This is a genomic window from Paramagnetospirillum kuznetsovii, assembly GCF_003284725.1.
GTDB lineage: Bacteria > Pseudomonadota > Alphaproteobacteria > Rhodospirillales > Magnetospirillaceae > Phaeospirillum > Phaeospirillum kuznetsovii.
This window is the reverse complement of record NZ_PGTO01000035.1, coordinates 1-19,726: the sequence shown is the minus strand read 5'-3', so window position 1 is coordinate 19,726 and position 19,726 is coordinate 1. Positions and strand designations below refer to the sequence as shown.

The following is a 19,726-nucleotide window of genomic DNA, read 5'->3' as shown; positions in this document are numbered from 1 at the left end:
CTTTCAAGCGGAACCGCGTGGGTGGCCGGGACACGCCCGGCCATGACGAGCGAGTGAGGCTTGGCCATTTGCTCCGCCCTATTGGTGTCCTTGGTGCCTTGGTGGTGAATCATCGGCGCCAACCACCAAGCCGTCCGCCAGGAATTTCACCGGATAGCCGTGGGTCAAGCCCGAGGGTGACGAAAAGGAAAAATCGATTCCACCAAACTCCGACGGATTCTAGGCGGCCTCGACCACGTCCACCGCGACGATCACCTGATGGTCGCCGCCGCCCAGGACGACGCCGCGCACCGGGCTGACATCGTCATAGTCGCGGCCCCAGGCCACCACCACATGGTCCTGTCCGGCGGCCATGTTGTTGGTGGGGTCCACGTCCAGCCAGCCCCAGCCCGGCTGGTAGACCGACAGCCAGGCGTGCGAGGCGTCGGCGCCCACCATCTTCTCCTTGCCGGGCGGCGCGATGGTGCGGATATAGCCGCTGACATAGCGGGCCGCCAGTCCCATGGCGCGGACGCAGGCGATGCCCACATGGGCGAAGTCCTGACAGACGCCCCGGCGTTCCTCGAACACCGTCATCAGCGGGGTTCCGACGCTGGTGGCCTCGGGGTCGAAGGCGAACTCCTTGTGGATGCGCGAGACCAAGTCCAAGACCGCCTCGGTCAACGGGCGGCCGGGGGGGAAACTGGGGGCGGCGAAGTCGGCCGCCTCCTGAAGCATGGGCACCTGGGGCGAAGCGAAGACATAGTCCATCACCGATTCGTCGAGCCCGCGTCCGCCCGGCCATGCGTCGAGCCGCACACTGTCCCAGGACGGCACCGCGATCTGCGGCAGCGGCGGCTGCTGATTGGTCTCCACCACGAAGGTGGATTCGATCACCAGGGTGGAGTGGGGCTCCTGGATGGTGAAGAACGTGGTGGGATTGCCGAAATAGTCGCGGCCGCCGTCATGCAAGACCGCCGGTTCGGGGCGGATGGACACCGCAACCTTGCTGATCTGCTGTCCATCCACCTCGCGCGGGCGCAGATGGGCAGCATGGTGCGACAGTTGCACCGGTTCGGTGTAGCGATAGGTGGTCAGATGGCGGACCCGGAATTTCATGGCAGCACCTCCATGCGCGCCACCGGCAGGCGCCATTGGGCATGGGTGAAGTAAGTGCGTGAAATCTGTTCCGACAGTTCCCACAGGCGCGAGCGCAGGATATCGAGCAGCCGCTCGGCGTCGTGATAACCGGCATCGCGCTCGTAGCGCGATAGAATGGTCACGTCGGTGGTCCGCACGGTGCCCGACAGGATGGTCATCAGCTTCTGTTCCGGCTGGTAGAAGCCGCTGTCGTCGCCGATCCCGGCCAGGGAGTCCATGTGGCGGGCCAGAATGGACAACTGGAAGCCGAGGGAGCGGGGATTGCCCTCGTCGCACAGCAGCAGATCAAAAACGCCCGCCAGCCGGGGCGTCGCCAGATAGCGCGAGCGATAGGTCATGATGCTGTCCCAGACCTCCAGCAAAAGGTCCAGCGGAACCGATTCCTCGCTCTCCACGTCGTTCAGGGCGCCACTCAGATTGTCCACCAGGGCGATGGCGCGTTCCAGCCTGCGGCCGGTGTCGAGGAACAGCCATTGCGGTCCCCGCGTCATGTTCTCCATGACGAGGCCGCTGAGTGCCTGCATGGTCAGCAGCGCCGAATTCAACCGCCCGATGACGTCGCCATCCAGCATTTCGGCTTCGAGGCGGCCGGATTCCTCGCGCAGGCGCTGCACCGAACGCCAGGTGTCGGTGGACAGGCGATCGCGCAGATTGGTGACCACCCGGATCAATCGGTCCACCGAATTGGCCAGTCCGGGCTGGGCCACGTCCATATGGTGCTGGATCAGGCGATAGGGCAGGTTTTCCGGGTGCTCCTTCTCGATGTCTTCCGGCAGGTCCAGCCCCAACTGGCTTAGGGTCAGCAAAGTGGCGCGGGCCTGGGCGCCGTCGCCCTGGGCCAGGCAATCTTCCATATGGCCGAGGGCGGAGCGCAACAGCCGGGTGGTCGCCTCGCAGCGTTCCAGGTAACGGCCCAGCCAATACATGTCGTCGGCGACCCGTGACGGCAGATCGCGGTTGTCGCGGGTCAGCTTGACCGCCGGAGCCCGGACACGGGCGGCGGTCTGGGCGTCGCGGCGGCCCGAGGCGGCGATCCAGATATCCTTGCTGCCGCCGCCGCCGGCCTGTAGGCGGGTGGTCAGCAGGTCGCGCTCGGCCGACAGGCGCGCCAATCCGCCGGGCAAGACTTGCCAGCCGCGATCGGTGGCCACGGCGAAGACGCGCAGCACGGTATGCTGCGGCTCCAACTGGCCGCCGGTCCACACCGGAACCGTGGAGGTGCCGCCGATTTCCTGGGCCACCCAATCCCACGGCCGCGCGGCGATGGTGTCGCGCATTCTCGCCGCCGCCCGCTCGTCCAGGGCGGAGCCCACCACCGGCTGGTCGCGGTTGGCGAAGGCGGGGCGGATGAACAGGCGTTCGAGGTTTTGCAGGACATGACGGCAGGCTTCCGGCTCGCCGCACCACCAGGTGGGAACCGATGGCAGCCCCAGTTCCTCGCCCAAAAGGTCTCGGGCCAGCGCGGGCAGGAAGCCCAGCACCGACGCGCCGTCCAGCAAGCCGGAGCCGATGGCGTTGGCCAGGGCCACGTTGCCGGCCTTGGCCGATTGCAACAGGCCCGCGACGCCCAGGGTGGAATCACCCCGCAATTCCAGGGGATCGCACCAGACGCCGCCGGTGCGGCGGAAGATCACATCGACCCGCTGCAAGCCGGTCAACGCCTTCAGGTAGACGTTATTGTCGCGCACCGTCAGGTCTTCGCCGTGCACCAGGGTGATGCCCAACTGGCGCGCCAGGAAGGCGTGCTCGAAATAGGTGGCGTTGTAGGGGCCGGGGGTCAGCAGGACGATGCGCGGATCGTCCTTGTGCCGGGGCGACAGCGATTGCAGCGAGCGCCGCAAGGTGTCGAAGAACGGACCCAGCCGCTCCACCTGCAACGAGCGGTGAAGTTCCGGCAGGACGCGGCTGACGATGGAACGGTTTTCCAGGGCATAGCCCGAGCCCGATGGACTTTCGGTGCGGTCGCCCACCACCCGCCACTTACCGTCGTCGCCACGGGCCAGATCGGCGGCATAGACGTGCATATGCCTCTGACCCGCGGGCTTCCAGCCGTGGCAGGGGCGCAGGAATCCGGGATTGGCGTGCAGCAGGCCCGAGGGAATCAGGCCACGGCCCACCAGGGTCCGCTTGCCGTAAAGGTCGCTGAGAATGGCTTCCATCAGGGTGGCGCGTTGCTCCACCCCGGCGGTGATCATATGCCATTCATCCTGGCTCAAAATCACCGGCAAGGGGTCCAGCCGCCAGGGACGGTCGAGACCGGCGGGATCGCCATAGACATTGTAGGTGACGCCATTGTCGCGCAGCAGGCGCTGGCCCATGTCCCAACGCCGCCGCATCTCCTGCGGCTCATAGCGCATCAGTCCATCGGCGAAGGATTGCCAATGGGGACGCACCTCGCCGTTTTCCGCCAGCACCTCGTCATAGACGCCGGGCAAGGGCCGATAGACGCTCTGCAGCGATACCGGCGGAGCGGCGTCATGGCTCTTCAGTCGTCGTTGGATCTTCGCCTCCCCCTCGAGCACTTGCGGCATATCCCTATTGTAGCCTCAAATCCAACGTGTTGGGGTAGTCAGGATGGACCGCCCCCCCGTCGACCCGCAGCGGCCCATGGGAATGGCCGAAGGGGAAGAAGCGGGCGCGCCTGCGCGCTTCCGCCTCGTAGGAATTGACGGGGAAGGTATCATAGCTGCGTCCGCCCGGATGGGCGACGTGATAAGTGCAGCCCGCCACGGCTTCGCCGGTCCAGGTGTCCAGCAGATCGAACACCAGCGGGGTGTGGACGCCGATGGTGGGATGCAGGCAAGACGCCGGAGCCCAGGCGCGGTAACGCACACCGGCTACCGCCTCGCCCCGCACGCCGGTGGGCGCCAGGGGAATGCGGCGGCCATTGCACGAGACCACATAGCGGTCGCCTTCCAGATTGGAGACCTTGACCTGGATGCGCTCCACCGAGGAATCCACATAGCGCACGGTCCCGCCCGCGCCCGGCTCCTCGCCCATGACATGCCAGGGCTCCAGGGCGTTGCGCAGTTCCAGGCGCACGCCCTGATGGGTGATGCCGCCCACCACGGGAAAGCGGAATTCCATATGTGGCGCGAACCACGACTTGTCGAAGTCGTAGCCGCCCGCCCGCAGCCATTCCAGCACCTGCTCGAAATCCCGCTCGATCCAGTGCGGCAGCATGTAGCGGTCGCGCAGGCTGGACCCGAAGCGGATCAGCTTTTCCGTATAGGGATCTTCCCAGAACCGGGCCACCAGGGCGCGCAGCAGCAATTGCTGCACCAGGCTCATGCGGGCATGGGGCGGCATCTCGAAGGCGCGGAATTCCACCAGTCCCAGCCGCCCGGTGGGGCCGTCGGGGGAATACAGCTTGTCGATGCACAACTCGGTGCGGTGGGTATTGCCCGAGGCGTCGATCAGCACGTTGCGCAGCACCCGGTCCACCACCCAGGGCGCCACGTTGGTGCCGGGCGGCGGCAGTTGGGTCAGGGCGATTTCCAGCTCGTAGAGGGTGTCGTCGCGGGCCTCGTCCACCCGGGGATGCTGGCTGGTCGGGCCGATGAACAGGCCGGAGAACAGATAGGACAGGCTGGGATGGTTCTGCCAGAAGCGGATCAGGCTGCCCAGCAGATCGGGGCGGCGCAGGAACGGACTGTCGTCGGGCGTCCAGCCGCCCAGCACCATGTGATTGCCGCCGCCGGTTCCCACATGGCGGCCGTCCACCATGAACTTCTCGGTGCCCAGCCGGGTCTGGTGGGCTTCCTCGTACAAGGTCTCGGTATTGGCCACCAATTCGCGCCAATGCTCCACCGGGTGGACATTGACCTCGATGACGCCGGGATCGGGGGTGACGCGGATGATCTTCAAGCGCGGATCGGCGGGCGGCGAATAGCCTTCCACATGGACCGGCGCCTTGACCTCGGCGGCGGCCAGTTCCACCGCCTCGATCAGGTCGAGATACTGCTCGGCGGTTTCCACCGGCGGCAGGAAGACGTTGATGCGGCCGTCGCGGGGCTGGACGCACAGCGCGGTGCGGACATTCTCCGACACCAGGCCATTGGCGGTTTCCACCGGGCGCAGATCCACCGGCACCTGCTGGGTGACCGCGCCACGGGCGGCGGCGGAGGCGGGAACCCGCTCGATCTGGGAATGCTGGCGGCGCTTGGGCGGCGGCAGCGGCGCGCGCGGCTCGAAGGGGTCGCGCTCGTTGTGATAGGGGTAGTCGTCGGGATGAATCCACGGCAGGGATTCCAGCGGCAGGCGGAAGCCCAGCGGCGAATCGCCGGGAATGGTGATCAGCTTGCCGTCCCGCGTCGGCCACGGGCCGGTGATCCAACGGAAGGTGTCGCGGGCCTGCCAGGGCTGCAGCGGCAGCACGTAGCCGGTGGGCGTGCCCAGGCCGCGCCGGAACACGGCGGCCAGCCGGGCGCGTTCCTCGGGGTTTTCCAGCTTGCTTTCAATGGGGTCCACATTGATGGGTAGCGCCTGTTCGCGCAGCAGGTAATAGGCGGGATCCTCCCAGGCGGGCATGGCATAGGCGGAATCCACGCCGAGGTGACGGGTCAGCGCCTTGGCGAAGTCATGGGCCAGTTCATGGGTCGGCTGGTGGTCGTCCTTCTCCAGGGCGATCAGGTCCGGGTTGCGCCAGACCGGTTCGTCGTCTTCCCGCCAGATCAGCGAGAAGGCCCAGCGCGGCAGGCTTTCGCCCGGATACCACTTGCCCTGGCCATAGGCGATCAGGGCGCCCGGCGCGAATTTGTCACGCAGACGGCGGATCAGGTCATCGGCATAGGCGCGCTTGGTGGGGCCGACCGCCGAGGTATTCCATTCCTCGGCATCCATGTCCTCGACGGAGATGAAGGTGGGTTCGCCGCCCTGGGTCAGGCGCACATCGCCCTTGGCCAGGTGCTCGTCCACCAGATCACCCAGTTTGAGCACCGCCTGCCATTGCTCCTCGGAATAGGGCTTGGTGACGCGCGGCGTTTCCAGCACGCGGACGACGCTCATCTTGTGCTCGAAGCCGACGGTGCACATCTCGACGGCGCCGGTGATGGGGGCGGCGCTGCTGGGATCGGGCGAGGCGGCCAGCGGGATGTGTCCCTCGCCGGTCAACAGGCCGGAGGTGGGGTCGAGGCCGATCCAGCCGGCGCCGGGCAGATAGACCTCGGTCCAGGCATGCAGGTCGGTGAAATCCTCCGCCGCCCCGGCCGGACCTTCCAGCGGCTTGACGTCGGGGACCAACTGGATCAGGTAGCCGGAGACGAAACGGGCGGCAAGGCCCAGGCGGCGCAGAATCTGCACCAGCAGCCAGGCGGAATCGCGGCACGACCCGCTTTTCATCCCCAGGGTTTGTTCCGGGGTCTGGACGCCGGGCTCCATGCGGATGGTGTAGCTGATCTCCGATTGCAGCCGCTGATTCAGCGCCACGATGAAGTCGTTGGTCTGGATCGGCTTGCTGATGTCGATGCTGGCCACATAGTCCTTCAGCAGCGGACTCGCGTCATCGCACAGCAGGAACGGCTTCAGCTCGTGATCCAGGGCATGGTCGTAGGTGAAGGGAAAGTGCTCCGCCTCCGGTTCCAGGAAGAAGTCGAACGGATTGACGATGGACATGTCGGCCACAAGGTCCACATCCACCGTGAAGTGATCGACCTTCTCGGGGAACACCAGTCGGGCCAGCCAGTTGCCCTGGGGGTCTTGCTGCCAGTTGATGAAGTGGGTCTTGGGCGAAATGTCCAGGGAATAGGACAGAACCGGTGTGCGGGAATGAGGCGCCGGGCGCAACCGCACCACTTGCGGCGACAAGGTGACGGGGCGGTCGTAGGTGTAGCTGGTGGTGTGACGGAGCTTGACGTGAATGGCCATCTTTACATTGGTCCCGACGCGAAATGGGGGGAAAGCCTAGCACATGCTGGTGACGGTCGCTGTCAAAAAAGCCTTGGGATTCGGCATGGCTGTACCGCTGCCTAGAATTTGAACAAAGTCCGGGGCGGTGTTATCCTCCTTCCATGACCAATATCATTTCAGGAGGGCAGGCGATGAACCAAACACAGGCGTCGCCGCCCGGACCCGGCCTGCTGGCACGATACCAGCGCGGGGAATTCTTCTGTGAACTGACGTCGGCGCGTCCCGATGGGCAGGCCGACTTGGCGGCGCTGTTCCAGCGCCTGAACGCCGTTGACGAGGATGATCTGCGCCGCCGTCTGGGGTTGGCGGAGAAGGAGCTGTTCGATCTCGGCGTGACCTTCACGGTCTATTCCGACAAGGACGCCATCGACCGCATTCTGCCCTTCGATATCCTGCCTCGGGTCATCACCGCCAGCGAGTGGTCGCGGCTGGAAGCGGGCATCATCCAGCGGGTGAATGCCATCAACCTGTTCCTCGACGATCTCTATCACGACCAGCGCATCCTGGCCGACAAGGTGGTTCCCGCCGATCTGGTGCTGGGCAACGCCAACTACCATCAGTTCATGAAGGGCCTCAAGGTGCCGTGCGGCGCCTATTCCCATGTGTGCGGCATCGATCTGATCCGCGATCAGGCGGGCGAGTTCCGGGTGCTGGAAGACAATGCCCGCACGCCGTCCGGCGTCTCCTACGTGGTGGAGAACCGCAATCTGATGCTGCAATCCTTCCCCGATCTGATGGAGGGGGCGCGGGTGCGGCCGGTGGACAATTACGGCCTGATGCTGCGCAACGCGCTCGACGAGATTTCGCCGGTATCGGGCAATGATCCCAGCGTGGTGCTGCTGTCGCCCGGCATCTACAACTCGGCGTTCTTCGAGCATGTGTTCCTCGCCCGCGAGATGGGGGTGCCCCTGGTCGAGGGCCGCGATCTGGTGGTCGAGGATGACCGGGTCTATATGCTGACCACCGCCGGTCGGGCCTCGGTGGATTGCATCTATCGCCGTATCGACGACGCCTTCTTGGACCCGCAGGTGTTCCGTCCCGATTCCATGCTGGGCGTTCCCGGTCTGATGCAGGCCTATCGCAAGGGCAATGTCGCCATCGCCAACGCGCCGGGCACCGGCGTCGCCGACGACAAGGCGGTCTATGCCTATATGCCGCGCATCGTGAAATACTATCTGGGCGAGGACGCCATCCTGCCCAATGTGGAGACCTTCATCTGCCGCGAGGCGGAGGGGCTGCGCTATACCCTGGACAACCTGGAAAATCTGGTGGTCAAGCCGGTGGGCGAATCGGGCGGCTACGGCATGATCCTGGGGCCCAAGGCCAGCCGCATCGAGATCGACGAGTTCCGCGCTAAGCTGAAGGCCGATCCCGCCAATTACATCAGCCAGCCCATGATCGGCCTGTCGGTCTGTCCGACCCTGACCGACAAGGGCGTGCAGCCGCGTCACGTGGATCTGCGGCCCTTCGCGGTGACGGGGGCCAAGACGACGGTTCTGTCGGGCGGATTGACGCGGGTGGCCCTGAAGGAAGGGTCGCTGGTGGTCAACTCGTCGCAGGGCGGCGGGTCCAAGGATACCTGGGTATTGGAGGCGTAATCATGTCGGACCTTCTTTCCCGGAACGCCGATTCCATCATCTGGCTGGCCCGCTACATGGAGCGGATCGAGAATCTTGCCCGCATCCTGGGGGTGGCCGAGACCTTCGCGCGCGATCGCGCCGGGCGCAATTGGTTGCCGGTGGTGCAAATCAATGCCGACGAGGAACGCTTCTTCAAGCGTCACCGGGTGGCCGATGCCGGTACGGTGCCGCACTTCTACATCCTGGATCAGGACAATCCCAATTCCATCATCTCGTCCATGCGCGCCGCGCGCGAGAACGCCCGGTCACTGCGGCCGCTGATTTCCACCGAGATGTGGCGCCAGATCAACCGCATGAGCACCTGGATGGGAGGCTTGAGCGTCAATGCCGTGTCCCAGGCCAATCTGTCGGCTCTGTGCACCGAGATCAAGGAAGCCTGCCAGTTGCACGGCGGCATCACCGAGGGCACCTTCTATCGCGATCAGGCCCACTACTTCTACATGCTGGGCAAGTCCCTGGAACGGGCCGACCAGACCACCCGCCTGTTGGACATCAAGTATCACACCCTGCTGCCAAGAGCCGAGGATGTGGGCTCGGCATTGGATGTCAGCCATTGGAATGCGCTTTTGCGCGCCGCCGCCGGGTATCAGGCTTCGCGCCGGGTGTTCGCGGGCACCATCACGCCGCGCAACGTGGCGGCCTTCATGTTGTTTTCCGATTCCTTCCCGCGCTCGGTGATCCTATGCGTGCGCCAGATGGATTGGCTTTTGACCCAGTTGCGCACCCGCTATCATCTACGAGGAGGGGCGCGGGCCTTGGAATTACTGGACGAATTGCGCGCGGCCCTGACGGATCAGACCATCGATGCGGTCATCAATCGCGGCCTTCACGAATTCATCGATTGGGTCCAGCAGCATCTGATGCTGATCTTCGGCGAAATCCGCGAGGCGTTCTGCCAGTCGCGATAAGAGGGCGCTATCCCCACCCTCCTCGACCGCGGGAAGAAAGGCCGTTAGCGCCCGGTGGGATCATTGGCGACGATGTCGAGGCGGGTTACCGCCAGATCGAGCTCGGCGGCGATCTTGCGGCGGGAACTCGCTTCGGCGGTGGTCTTCAGTTGTCGCAACAGCCCCTCCGCCTCGTTCAACTCCTGCATGCCCGTCACGGCTGGGCGGGTGGCGAGGCGCAGCCTGGCCGCCGAGATCTCGGCCGCTTTGCCGTCCTCATAGCTCTTGCCGATCGCAACCTGTTGGGCGACGGCCACCGTGGCCCAGGCGACGAAAATCGACGCCAGCGTCGAGATCAGAATTTTCCGCAAGGTCATACTATTCTCCTTGGTTGTCGGGTTCATCATGCGCCCCATTCGCGCACCAGCACCACCAGCATGGACCGGACGGCACGGCCGATCAGGCTTTGGCCCTGTCCCTTGATATCGGCATGGCCCACCAGCTTGATATCGGGGGGCGCGCCGTCCATCGCCATGGTCACTCGGAAATAGCTGCCCTGGGGCACCAGGGCCTGGCCCTGGGGACGGACGGGAATGTCGCCGCCATAGGGAGCGGCAAGGGTCTGCTCAGGGAGCGTCCTGGCCGGGTTGCGGTCGATGCCGGTGACGGTGCCGTGCCGCCGGAAATGGTCCAGCCCACGGGGGATGAAACTGGCCTCGTCACCGATCCGGATGCGCTCCAGGTCGTCCTCGGTGACATAGGCCACCGCCTGGGGTCTGTCGTCGGCCCGCACCAGGCCCAACTGCTGCTTGGGCGACAGCCAGTCGCCCGGATGCAGATTGGGCAGCAGATCGAGGACGATGCCGTCATGGGGGGCGACGAGGATCAGCCGCTCGGCTTCGGCTTCGAGGGCCGCTTGCTCGGCCTGGAGCCGTGACACCTCCTCGGTCAGGGCCGACAGGCGTTCGCGGCCGAAGGGGTCGAGCCTGACCGCTTCCAATTCGGCATTCTTACCGGTGAGGCGGGCGGCGGATGCGGCGCGGCGGCGCTCCATGTCGGGCGAGGTGAAGATCAGCAGTCGGGTGCCCTTGGTGACATGCTGGTTCCGCGCCACCTCCATGGAGGCGAGCCGGGACGGGGCCGGCAGGAACAGGGGCGTCGCCACCTCCGCCGACAGCACGGCGGGCGCCTCGATGGTCGAGTGCCAGGGGATCAGGGCGACCAGCAGCAACGATCCGAGACCGAAGGCGAAAGACCGCCAGCGCCGCCCGGCCAGAATCACCGTCTTGCGCTCCGCCCATTGGCGCAGCTCGCTCCAGATGGGGAGGGCGACGAACCAGCCGATCTCGACGACGAACAGGGCGACGCCCACCGCCTTGATGAAGAAGTGATAGACCAGCACGGCGATGCCGAGAAACAGGGCCAACCGGTAGATCCACACGGCGAAAGCGAAGGTGACCAGGGCGTGGCGGCGGGCGGGCGGCATGGCTTCCGGCGCGTCCTCGCCCAGACCGAACAGCGCTTCCCGCAGCCACCACCGGGCCATGGCGAAGGCGCGGGGATGGAGATTGGGGATCTCCAGCGCATCCATCAGCAGGAAATAGCCGTCGAAACGCATGAAGGGACTGAGATTGATCGCCAGCGACGACACCCAGGTGAGCGTCGCCAGCACGAACATCGCCTGGCGAAGGGCGCCATCCGGCAGGAACGCCCAGGCCAACGTCGCCCAGGCCGCCACCGACAATTCGGCGGCGATACCGGCCGATCCCACCAGAAGGCGTTGGCGTCGGCTGGCCAGCATCCAGGTCTCGTTGACGTCGGTATAGAGCACCGGCCACATCACCAGGAAGGCCACTCCCATGGTCGGCACCCGGCAGCCGAAACGCTTGGCGGTGAAGGCATGGGCCAATTCATGGATCACCTTGACCACGGTCAGCGCGACGCCATAACTCAGCATGCCCGACAGGCTGAGATTGTCCACGAAGCTGGCGGCGAAGACATCCCATTGGCGGGCGATCAGGATCAATCCCAGCACCAGGGCGGCCATGGTGGTCCGGCGGAAACCCGTGCTCCCCAGCCATGCCACCCAGGGCGCGAGCCAATCCAGTCCCCGATCGGGCCGCACCAGCGGAATGCGGAAGAACAGGTAATGATGCAGCAGCCACTGGAACCAGGACGGATGCAAAGCCGCCGCCTGCTCGGCGAGCCGCCTGGTGTCGGCCGGACTCTGGGGGCGGGTCAATTGATTGCCGACCAGGAAGCGGGCGACGTCGAGAACATCCTCGGCGTCGATGTCCAGCGTGGTGTCGGCATTGACCGCCTCGGCCACCGTCGCGGGGGACTCGTTCCAACGCGACAAGGCCTCGAAGGCGATCCAGCCGATGCGGAAATAGCGGTTCCGGACCGGATCGCGGATCGTCCAACTGGGCGATCCATCCAGCGAGGTCGGTCCGGGATGCAAGGAAAGCTCGTCGCGAAGCGGCGGCAGGGCGAGGGCGGCCTCCATTACGGTCACAGCCCCAGATAGCCGCGCACGACACCCAAGGGGCGGCGAAGCAGCCAATAGATCAGCGGCACCCGATGGCCGTCGAGCCGCGCGGTGCCCTTCAGACCCAGTCGGGGGGCTGTCTGGCCCGGCTCCAGCTTGGCCCGGACCCGATGGCCGGGGGCGCCGTCGGCCTGCGGTACCGCCTCGTAGGCGACGTAGAGCAGCCTTGCCGTGACCGGCGACAGCGGGGCGGCATTGAGAAAGGCGGTGACCGGTCCACCGGCCTCCAGTTCGATGATGTCGGCGGGCGCCAGCCAGGCCTCGATCTCGGTATCGTCGGGGGCGGCCACCGCCATGATCCGCTCGCCGACCCCGACCGGGCGGCCCTGCCACTCGGCGGGATCGTCGAGGACGGCCACTCCGGCACGCGGCGCCTTGACCACGGCGCGGGCCAACAGATCCTCCAACTGCGCCAAATCGGCCTGACGCTCGTCGATGCGCGCCTTGAAGACGGCTAATTGCCCCTTGGCCTTGGCATCGAAAAAGGCCTGCTGGGTCGTCTGGTCTGTCTCGGCCTGGGCGGTGGACAACGCCTTCTTCGCTACTTCCAGCTTGCCGGTCAGCGTGGTGCGGTCCAGTTCCAGCAGAACCTCGCCCTCGGTCACCACCTGATTGGGCCGGACCAACACCCGTTCCACCACGCCATCCAATGGCGAGCGGATCACCGCCGGATCACGGGCGACGATCTCGGCCGGGGCCAGCACCGACAGACGCACGGGAAAGAGCAGCAGCAGCACGATCGCGGCGGCGACCTTGAGGCGCCATTTGGGGATCGCCGTCAGGCGTTGGCGCCAGGTGCTTAAGGGAGAAGGGCGATGCAGCGCCGCCCAGGCGTGGGCGAAGGTGCCGACGGCGTGGGCCGCCAGGGCGATCTCGCCCTCGTCCCACGCCTCATCACGGGCCAGCAACAGCCCTCCCTGGCGCTTGCCGTCCCGACCGGGCAAGGGCAGCCACAGGGCTTGGAGCGGCAGCCACTCCGACCATTCGGCCGCGTCCGCCGCCAGGACGTCGTCCGGGCCGATGGCGCGAGGGGCGTCGAAATCGAAGCGGCGGCAGATCCGTTGCAGCCACAGGGTGAAGGGTGCGTTGCCCTCGACCTCGGCGACGCCGGAGACCGCCTGCACGCGGCAATCCTCGGTGATCAGCGCCGCCTGGCGGTACTGAATAACCTGGCGGGTGTCGTTGACCATGACGAAAGCCAGTTCCCGCGCCGTCGCCGCCCGACGGGCGTGTTCTTCCAGCCCCAGGAGGGAGATCAGCGGATTGGTCTCGGTCATGGCTTGTCCATGGGGGTGAAGTGAGCCAAGTCAGTGACGACGGCAACGGCCAAGGTCATATGTCGGCCGGTGCCCTCGTCAACCAATCGGACATGGGGCGCCAAGCCCGGCGGTTGGAACAGCTTCTCCACCGTCCAGACCGTCTCCCACGATCCCACCTTGCCGTATCGGCTTCCCGTCGCTGGATCGGGCTTTCCATGCCTGAAGCCAAGCATTCTCACCCCCACCGGGCGAAGTGGGCTACCGCCGCGTGGCGGCCGGCCTGCTTCAGTTGCTGGGTGAAGGCCAGCTTGCCGTCGCGGGCGGGCGCCTGCGCGCCGTTGCGCTGGCCTTGGGGCGGCGGCGCGGGCGGGTCGGCGGCCGGGGGCTCGCGGCCGCCTTCCTTCACCGCTCCGCCGCCGATCTGAATGCGGAAATTGGTGGCGACCTCGTGGCCGCCGTTGTCGCGGGCGGTCACCACTACCGCCAGCGCCCCCTTGAAGCCCTCCGGCGCCTCGCCGACGAAGACGCCGCGCGTTGCATCGAAACTCATCCAGGGCGGCAGGGGGCGGCCGTCGCTCATCTTGGCGGCAAGCTGGATGCCTGCCTCGGCACTGGTATGGCCGAAGGCGTCCGCCGGCACCGCGAAGTTGATGACGTTGCTCTCCATCACCACGGCCGGAATGCCCTTGGCGACGAACAGCGCCCCATCGCTGATGGCGTTGACCGGCGGATTCGACACCACCACCTGGAAGCCGCCGCCGGTCACCGCCGCGATTTTGGCGGCGAGGGCATTGGCGCCAGGACCGGACGTGCCCTGGGTGAAGGCATTGCCGTCCGCCACCGCGGCCCGCAGCGCGGAGAGGATGGTCGGCGCGTCGACCGGTGGCGGCGGCTTGGGCGTGTCCGCCACGATCGGCGGCGGAGCGGGCGGCGGCGGCGGCGGTGGCGGCGGCGGACTGGGACTGTCGTAGCTGACGTTGATGAGCGTGCTGATGATGGCGCCCGAGCTGTCGGTCGCGGTCACGGTGACCGGCACCGATCCCTTGTTCCCGACGGGCGGGGTGCCGCTGAAGGTCTGGGTGGCAGGATCGAATTTCAGCCACGAGGGCAGGGGCGCGCCGTTCGGCCCGCTGGCCGTATAGGTCAGCGTGTCGCCGTCGGGATCGGAGAAGGTGCCGAAGGGAATCGGATAGCTGCCGCCGCTGCCCAGGCTCGACCCGCCGGGCGAGCCGACCACGGGGGTGTCGTTGGCATTGCCGATCAATTGGCGGAAGGTGGTGGACTTGGTCCCGCCGTTGCCGTCCGACGCCGTCACCTTGAGGTCGAGGTAAGGCAGGCTGGACGGTGGATTGCCGGAAAACGTCCTGGTCGCCCCGTTGAACGACAGCCATGACGGCAGCGCCGTGCCGTCCGCCTTGGTGGCGCTGTAGGTCAGGGTATCGCCGTCGGCATCGGCGAAGGTGTTGGCGGCGAACTGAAAGCTTTTGGCGGCCGATCCGCTCCAGCTTTGCTCGGCGATGCCGTTGGCCACCGTCGGGGTGTCGTTGGCGTTGGTCACCGTCAGGTTGAAGGTGGTGTTGACCGATCCCTGCTGGTTGTCGGTGGCGGTGACCTTGACGGCATAGGTCTGGCCGTTGGCCGAAGCGGGCGGATTGCCGGAAAACGTCCAGGTGGAGGCGTTGAAGCTCATCCAGGACGGCAGCGCACCGCCGTTGGACAGGGTGGCGGTGGCGGAAAGCTGGTCGCCATCGCCGTCGGCGAAGGTATTGCCCGGCACCTGGTAGATCCAGTTGCCCGCGCCATCGAAGCTTTGGGCCGGTATGGCGTTGGCCACGGTGGGGATGTCGTTGGTGGTGCTCTGGTCGATGGAGAGCAGGAAGCTGGTGGACGCCGTGCCGCCATTGCCGTCGGACACCGCGACCTTGAGCGCCACATTGGGGGCGCCCCAGGGCGGGTTGCCCGTGAAGGTGCGGGTATTGGCGTCGAAGGACAGCCAGGACGGCAGGCTTGATCCGTCGGTCTGGGTGGCGCTCCAGCTCAGCGTGTCGCCATCGGCGTCGGTGAAGGTGTTGGCCGGGATCTGGAAGCTCCAGGCGCCGGGGCCGGTCATATATTGCGGCCCCACCGCATTGGCCAGGACCGGGGCATCGTTGGAATCCGACACCCTGAGCGTGAAGCTGCTGCTGGCGCTGGCCGCCGAGGGATCGGTGCCGGTGACCTTCAGCGTCAGGCTGGACACGCTGGACGGCGGATTGCCCGAGAAGGTGCGGGTGGCGGCGTCGAAGGAGAGCCAGGACGGCAGGGCCGACCCGTCGCCTTGCGTCGCGCTCCAGGTGATGGCGTCGCCGTCGGCGTCGGTGAAGCTGCCCACCGGAACCTGATAGCTCCAGGCGCCACTGCCGCTCTTGGTCTGGTCTGGAATCCCGGCCGCCAGGAAGGGGGTGTCGTTGGCGCTGGCGATGGTCAGGTTGAAGGCGGTCGAGACCGTACCACCCTCGTTGTCGTTGGCGCTCACCGTGATGGCGTAGGTCTGGCCATCGGCCGAGGCCGGCGGATTGCCGCTGAAGCTCCAGCGCTGCGGGTTGAAGCTCAGCCAGGAGGGCAGCGCTCCCCCGCCGGTCAAGGTGGCCGACAGGGCCAGCGTGTCGCCATCGGCGTCGGTGAAGGTGTTGCCCGGGATCTGGAAGGTCTTGGACCCGCTGCCCGTCCAGGTCTGACTGGCGATGGCGTTGGCCGCCACGGGGGCGTCGTTGCTGGTATTCTGGTCGATGTTGAGGCGGAAGCTGGACGACGCCGTGCCGCCCTGTCCATCGGAAACGCTGACCTTGACGTCCACCTGGGGCAGGTTGTTGGGGGCGTTGCCCGACAGTGTGAAGGTACCGGCGTTGAAGGACAACCAGGCGGGAAGGGCCGAGCCGTCGGCCCTGGTGGCGCTCCAGCTCAGGGTGTCGCCGTCGGCGTCCGAGAAGGTGGACGGCGGCACGGCGTAGCTCCACACCCCCGGTCCGCTCATGGCCTGCGGCGACAGCGGCGTCACCAGGACCGGCGCGTCATTGGTGGTGGTCAGCGTCAGGGTGAAGGTGGACGACACGGTGCCGCCGTTGCCGTCATTGGCGGTGACGCTCAGGTTGAACGGCCCCACCCCGGCGGGGGGATTGCCGCTGAAGGTGCGGCTGGCCGCGTCGAAGGACAGCCAGGCAGGCAGGGCTCCGCCGCCTTGCAAGGTGGCGGAATAGCTCAGCGCGTCGCCGTCCGGATCGGCCGAGAAGGTGGTGGCCGGTACCTGATAGCTCTTGGCCCCCGATCCGGTCCAGGTCTGGTTGGGGATGGCGTTGGCCACCGTGGCGGTGTCGTTGGCATTGGTGATGGTCAGCGTGAAATCGGCATTCCCCGTGCCGCCCTTGCCGTCGCTGGCCGTCACCCGGACGGCCAGGCTGCTCACTCCGGCGGGCGGGTTGCCCGAGAAGGTCCGGGTGCTGGAATTCAAGCTCAGCCAGGACGGCATGGCGCTTCCGTCCTGCAATTTGGCGGAATAGGCGAGCGTGTCGCCGTCCAGGTCACTGAAGGCGCCGAAGGTGTAGGTCTTGGCGCCCGAACCGTTCCAGGTTGTCGCGGCGATGGCGCCGCTGGGGTTGCGGTTGACGGTGATGGCGAAGCTGGTCGAGGCCGTGGCGCCCGACACGCCGTCCGACACCGTGAAGCTGAAGCTGTCCGAAGCGCCAGCCCCGCCGCCATGGGTATAGGTGATCAGGCCGGTGTTGACGTCGGTCTGGGTGAAGGTGGAACCGGTGGTCAGCGCCACGCCGTTGCGATACAGCGTGCCGCCCGCCGTCGCCGTGCCGATGGTGTAGGTCAGGCTGCCCGCCGCCTGTTCGCCGTCATAGGCCACCAGACGGGTGGCGTTGATGGTGACCGACTGGCCGGTGGTGACCGTGGCGCCTTCGTTGATGCTTACCGTCGGCGGGTCGGGAACATTGGTCACCGTGATGGTGAAGGCCTTGTCGTAGGTGAGCCCGCCCTGGTCGGTGACCCGCACCGTGACGCTGTGGCTGGTCGCCGTCTCGTAATCCAGATTGGCACCGGCCTGCACCTGCAACTGGCTACCCGAGATCTGGAACTTGGACGTGGCGCCGCCCACCAGGGAATAGGTGAAGGTATTGCCGCTGTCCGGGTCGGTGGCGGACAGATTGCCGACCACGGTTCCGCCCGCGCTGTTCTCGGGAACGCTGGCCGCCGACAGGGCGATGTCGGTGGGCGTCTCGTTGACATTGGTCACCGTGATGGTGAAGGCCTTGTCGTAGAAGGCGCCCTGGGAATCGGTGGTGCGCACCGTGACGCTGTGGCTGGTGGCCGTCTCGTAATCCAGGTTGGCGCCGCTCTTGACCTGAAGCTGGCTGCCCGAGATCTGGAATTTGTCCGTGGCGCCGCCCACCAGGGTATAGGTGTAGCTGTCGCCCGTATCGGCGTCGGTGGTGGTGAGGCTGCCCACCACCGTGCTGGCGGCGCTGTTCTCCGCCACGCTGGACGACGACAGCGCGATATCGGTGGGCGTGTCGTTGAGGGAGGTGGAGACCACCGTGGTGGTGGCATTGGTCACCGCCGAGGCGATTCCGTCATTGGTGCTGATGGTGAAGGTGGTGGTCTCGGTCGAGCCGGGCGCCACCCGGTTGGCCGTCGGCGTGAACACCAGCCCCCGGACCGCGGAGGTGGCGGCGGCGGCGGTGCCGGAATAGGTATAGACCCCGCCACCGGCATTGGTGAAGCCGGAGAGCGTGGTGAAGCTGCCCTTGGCGGCGGTGTCCAGGGTGACGCTCACCGTCTGGGTCTGCTGGTTGGTGCCGGTATCGGCGATGGTGACGCCGGTGAAGGGCGACACCGTGGCGGTGTCGTTGACCGCTTGGCCCGCCGAGGCGCCCGAAATGGTCGGCGCGTCGTTGACGGTGACGGTGAAGGTCTTGGTCGCCGTCGCCGTGCCGTCACTGACCTGGATGCTGAACGTGTCCGTCCCGGTATAGCCCGCGTCGGGCGTGTAGGTGATGGTCCCGCCCGGCGTGATGTCGGCGCTGCCCGACGACGCGGTGGCGCCGGAAATGCTCAAGCTGCCGTGGCTGGGGCCGCTGCTCTGGGTCCAGGTCTCGGTCTGGCTGGAATCCGTGTCGCTCACATGCAGGGTGGACGCCAAATCCACCGTAGAGGCGTCCACCGTCAGGGACAGGGCCTGGCTGGAACCGCCCGTGAAGGCGGGAGTGGCGTTGAAGGTGACCGAGTACTGTGTATACGGAGTTCCGGAAAGTCCAATGTTCAACTGCCACCAGTGACTAATTGAATAGTTTGTTATTACATATTTTCCTGATGTTGATGTGGAAAAATTATTACTACTATATTGGAGTAGGCCACTTGCGTTTCCCAGATAGTACTGGGTGCCACCAGCCGAGAAACTGACCTCTTTTTGCAGGTAAACATTTGATGCTATTATGTTTCCGCTGTTATCCTGGTAGTAGCCGTTAACGTAGACCGATGCCTTGTAATCAAGCGAGTTATTGTGAAAAGTTCCGTTCGTTGTGTAGTCGAGCCATCCGCCAAGATTTAGGAGGATATTGTTTCCCGAGGCGGAAGCGCTTGCGGAGAAAGAGAAACCGGAGCTCCAACTGATGCTGTCGATTTCGCCGCCAGCAAGATCACCGAGATAGGCGTCGAGTTGACCGGGCGCGAAGACGCCCGGCGTAACGGGGCCGGAAGCGCCATATTCCAGCGTCCAGTCGCCGCTTTTGCCGGTGACATCGTCGGAAGCCGCCACATCGGCGCCGGTGGCGGCGGCCAGATCATTGACAAGCTGCTGTCCATCCTCGCCCTTGGCCACGTCGCAGCCATAGAGCAGCAGATCGCCGCCGGTCTTCAGGGCGTGGCCGATCTCGGCCAGTTCGGCTTGGGTGGTCGCATCTGACAACTGGGCATCGGTGACGATGTCGGTGCCGATCTTCACCATGCCTTCGGCGCCATGCGACAGGATGGCGATGCTGTCATAGCCCGTATGGGTTTCGGCCCATTTGGCCATCTGGGCCAGGCCGCTTTGGCCGCCGTCGATCTCGACGATGCCGACGCCCTCCTTGACCGCCGCCTCCAGGGTCTTGTAGTCGGCGAGCGAGGTGTCGACGAACACCACCTCTTTGCGGCCATTATCCTTGGCGGGATCGGCGGCCCGTACCTCGACCGGCGCGGTGACGCTCGGAATCAGGGCGAGGGCCGCCGCATCCGGGGCGGCATGGGCGGCATCGACGGCGGCGGCGCCGTCGAACATCCAGCGCGGCTCCAGGGCCATCAGGCCCAGGTCGGGACGGCGGCGCT

General features: G+C 66.1%; 10 protein-coding genes. 2 read left to right on the top strand and 8 right to left on the bottom strand.

Features of this window, described 5'->3' with window-relative positions; translation table 11 throughout:
• Nucleotides 1-219 precede the first annotated feature (219 nt).
• The 3 genes from CU669_RS20115 to CU669_RS20105 are packed head-to-tail and all read right to left on the bottom strand — an operon-like array spanning nt 220 to nt 7,005.
• A complete protein-coding gene (locus CU669_RS20115) occupies nt 220-1,098 on the bottom strand; it encodes a transglutaminase family protein (RefSeq protein ID WP_112147384.1) in 879 nt (292 codons plus the stop codon).
• Nucleotides 1,095-3,671, bottom strand: coding sequence for a circularly permuted type 2 ATP-grasp protein (locus CU669_RS20110; protein WP_112147383.1), 2,577 nt, complete (start codon nt 3,669-3,671; stop codon nt 1,095-1,097). Before CU669_RS20110 ends, CU669_RS20115 begins: the two co-directional genes overlap by 4 nt.
• A gap of 4 nt (nt 3,672-3,675) precedes the next feature.
• Nucleotides 3,676-7,005 (bottom strand): transglutaminase family protein, encoded by a 3,330-nt coding sequence (locus CU669_RS20105; protein ID WP_112147382.1) that lies wholly within the window; start codon nt 7,003-7,005, stop codon nt 3,676-3,678.
• A gap of 173 nt (nt 7,006-7,178) precedes the next feature.
• On the opposite strand from CU669_RS20105, the gene CU669_RS20100 reads away from it, so the two are divergent.
• Both CU669_RS20100 and CU669_RS20095 read left to right on the top strand, forming a co-directional pair.
• Nucleotides 7,179-8,645 carry a circularly permuted type 2 ATP-grasp protein gene (locus tag CU669_RS20100; RefSeq protein WP_112147381.1) on the top strand — a complete coding sequence of 489 codons (1,467 nt, stop codon included), beginning with the start codon at nt 7,179-7,181 and terminating at the stop codon, nt 8,643-8,645.
• 2 nt (nt 8,646-8,647) lie between these two features.
• Nucleotides 8,648-9,595 (top strand): alpha-E domain-containing protein, encoded by a 948-nt coding sequence (locus CU669_RS20095; RefSeq protein WP_112147380.1) that lies wholly within the window; start codon nt 8,648-8,650, stop codon nt 9,593-9,595.
• A 44-nt stretch (nt 9,596-9,639) separates the two neighbouring features.
• On the opposite strand, the gene CU669_RS20090 is transcribed toward CU669_RS20095, so the two are convergent.
• The 5 genes from CU669_RS20090 to CU669_RS20070 are packed head-to-tail and all read right to left on the bottom strand — an operon-like array spanning nt 9,640 to nt 19,700.
• The gene (locus CU669_RS20090) at nt 9,640-9,951 is read right to left on the bottom strand and encodes a hypothetical protein (RefSeq protein ID WP_112147379.1); all 312 of its coding nucleotides are present in this window, start codon (nt 9,949-9,951) and stop codon (nt 9,640-9,642) included.
• Between the two features lie 26 nt (nt 9,952-9,977).
• Entirely contained in the window at nt 9,978-12,080 is a 2,103-nt protein-coding gene (locus tag CU669_RS20085; RefSeq protein ID WP_112147378.1) for a site-2 protease family protein, read from the bottom strand.
• A 5-nt stretch (nt 12,081-12,085) separates the two neighbouring features.
• On the bottom strand, nt 12,086-13,399 hold the full coding sequence (locus tag CU669_RS20080; protein ID WP_112147377.1) for an efflux RND transporter periplasmic adaptor subunit: 1,314 nt from the start codon (nt 13,397-13,399) through the stop codon (nt 12,086-12,088).
• On the bottom strand, nt 13,396-13,614 hold the full coding sequence (locus CU669_RS20075) for a hypothetical protein (RefSeq protein WP_112147376.1): 219 nt from the start codon (nt 13,612-13,614) through the stop codon (nt 13,396-13,398). The genes CU669_RS20080 and CU669_RS20075 overlap by 4 nt, the downstream gene beginning before the upstream one ends.
• Before the next feature lie 2 nt (nt 13,615-13,616).
• Nucleotides 13,617-19,700, bottom strand: a complete 6,084-nt coding sequence (locus CU669_RS20070) for a putative Ig domain-containing protein (RefSeq protein ID WP_205119519.1) — start codon at nt 19,698-19,700, stop codon at nt 13,617-13,619.
• Nucleotides 19,701-19,726 lie beyond the last annotated feature (26 nt).

Excerpts from the sequence above, each read along its gene's own strand:
- CU669_RS20100 (WP_112147381.1), top strand. The coding sequence starts at position 7,179 with ATGAACCAAACACAGGCGTCGCCGCCCGGACCCGGCCTGCTGGCACGA.
- CU669_RS20070 (WP_205119519.1), bottom strand. The coding sequence starts at position 19,700 with ATGGCCCTGGAGCCGCGCTGGATGTTCGACGGCGCCGCCGCCGTCGAT.
- CU669_RS20075 (WP_112147376.1), bottom strand. The coding sequence starts at position 13,614 with ATGCTTGGCTTCAGGCATGGAAAGCCCGATCCAGCGACGGGAAGCCGA.
- CU669_RS20105 (WP_112147382.1), bottom strand. The coding sequence starts at position 7,005 with ATGGCCATTCACGTCAAGCTCCGTCACACCACCAGCTACACCTACGAC.
- CU669_RS20115 (WP_112147384.1), bottom strand. The coding sequence starts at position 1,098 with ATGAAATTCCGGGTCCGCCATCTGACCACCTATCGCTACACCGAACCG.
- CU669_RS20085 (WP_112147378.1), bottom strand. The coding sequence starts at position 12,080 with ATGGAGGCCGCCCTCGCCCTGCCGCCGCTTCGCGACGAGCTTTCCTTG.
- CU669_RS20110 (WP_112147383.1), bottom strand. The coding sequence starts at position 3,671 with ATGCCGCAAGTGCTCGAGGGGGAGGCGAAGATCCAACGACGACTGAAG.
- CU669_RS20095 (WP_112147380.1), top strand. The coding sequence starts at position 8,648 with ATGTCGGACCTTCTTTCCCGGAACGCCGATTCCATCATCTGGCTGGCC.
- CU669_RS20080 (WP_112147377.1), bottom strand. The coding sequence starts at position 13,399 with ATGACCGAGACCAATCCGCTGATCTCCCTCCTGGGGCTGGAAGAACAC.
- CU669_RS20090 (WP_112147379.1), bottom strand. The coding sequence starts at position 9,951 with ATGACCTTGCGGAAAATTCTGATCTCGACGCTGGCGTCGATTTTCGTC.